Origin of the sequence: Candidatus Pelagibacter communis (genome assembly GCF_001179965.1) — a bacterium.
Classification (GTDB): domain Bacteria; phylum Pseudomonadota; class Alphaproteobacteria; order Pelagibacterales; family Pelagibacteraceae; genus Pelagibacter.
On sequence record NZ_CVSH01000027.1, the window covers coordinates 1 to 521 of the forward strand.

Consider the following 521-nt stretch of genomic DNA (forward strand, 5'->3'; position numbering starts at 1 on the left):
TGGAAGGGACCATACAAACTTCACAAGATCTTTCAATTGAAAAAACGGGTACAGTCAAAGCTGATGTAAAAGCTGCTAATGTAACTGTCAGCGGCGCTTTAGTAGGCAATATTGATTCAAAAGGTGTTGTTTCGATAGCAAAAACTGGACGTATGGTGGGAGATATTAAAGCAAGCCGAATTATTATTCAGTCTGGTGCACAATACAAGGGGTCGGTCATAACTAAGGCAAGTTCTGCAGGAAAAAAATCTCAACAAATTTCCCGTAAACCGGCTTCCGGATCAAAAACAAAACCCTGATTATTATGCAGGGTACAATTACCCTTCCACCTTGCAATCTTATATTCTTTCGTAATCCTTTAAAAAATATATTTTTTCCCCAACTATTTAAGAGCACCTAGTTTGATAAAACCATGATAAGTCTTATTCTATCCGAAAACCATATTCATTATGCCCAATGGGATACTATTGCCGGTGTTCAAACAATGGATCTTGTTGGATCGATTCCATTAAAGACACCCC

1 protein-coding gene is annotated in these 521 nt (G+C 38.0%); it reads left to right on the top strand.

What is annotated here, in order from left to right:
- Positions 1 to 299: bactofilin family protein (locus AMN73_RS01355; RefSeq protein WP_143323183.1), on the top strand; the 299-nt coding region annotated here is incomplete at its 5' end.
- Between the last annotated feature and the right edge of the window lie 222 nt (positions 300 to 521).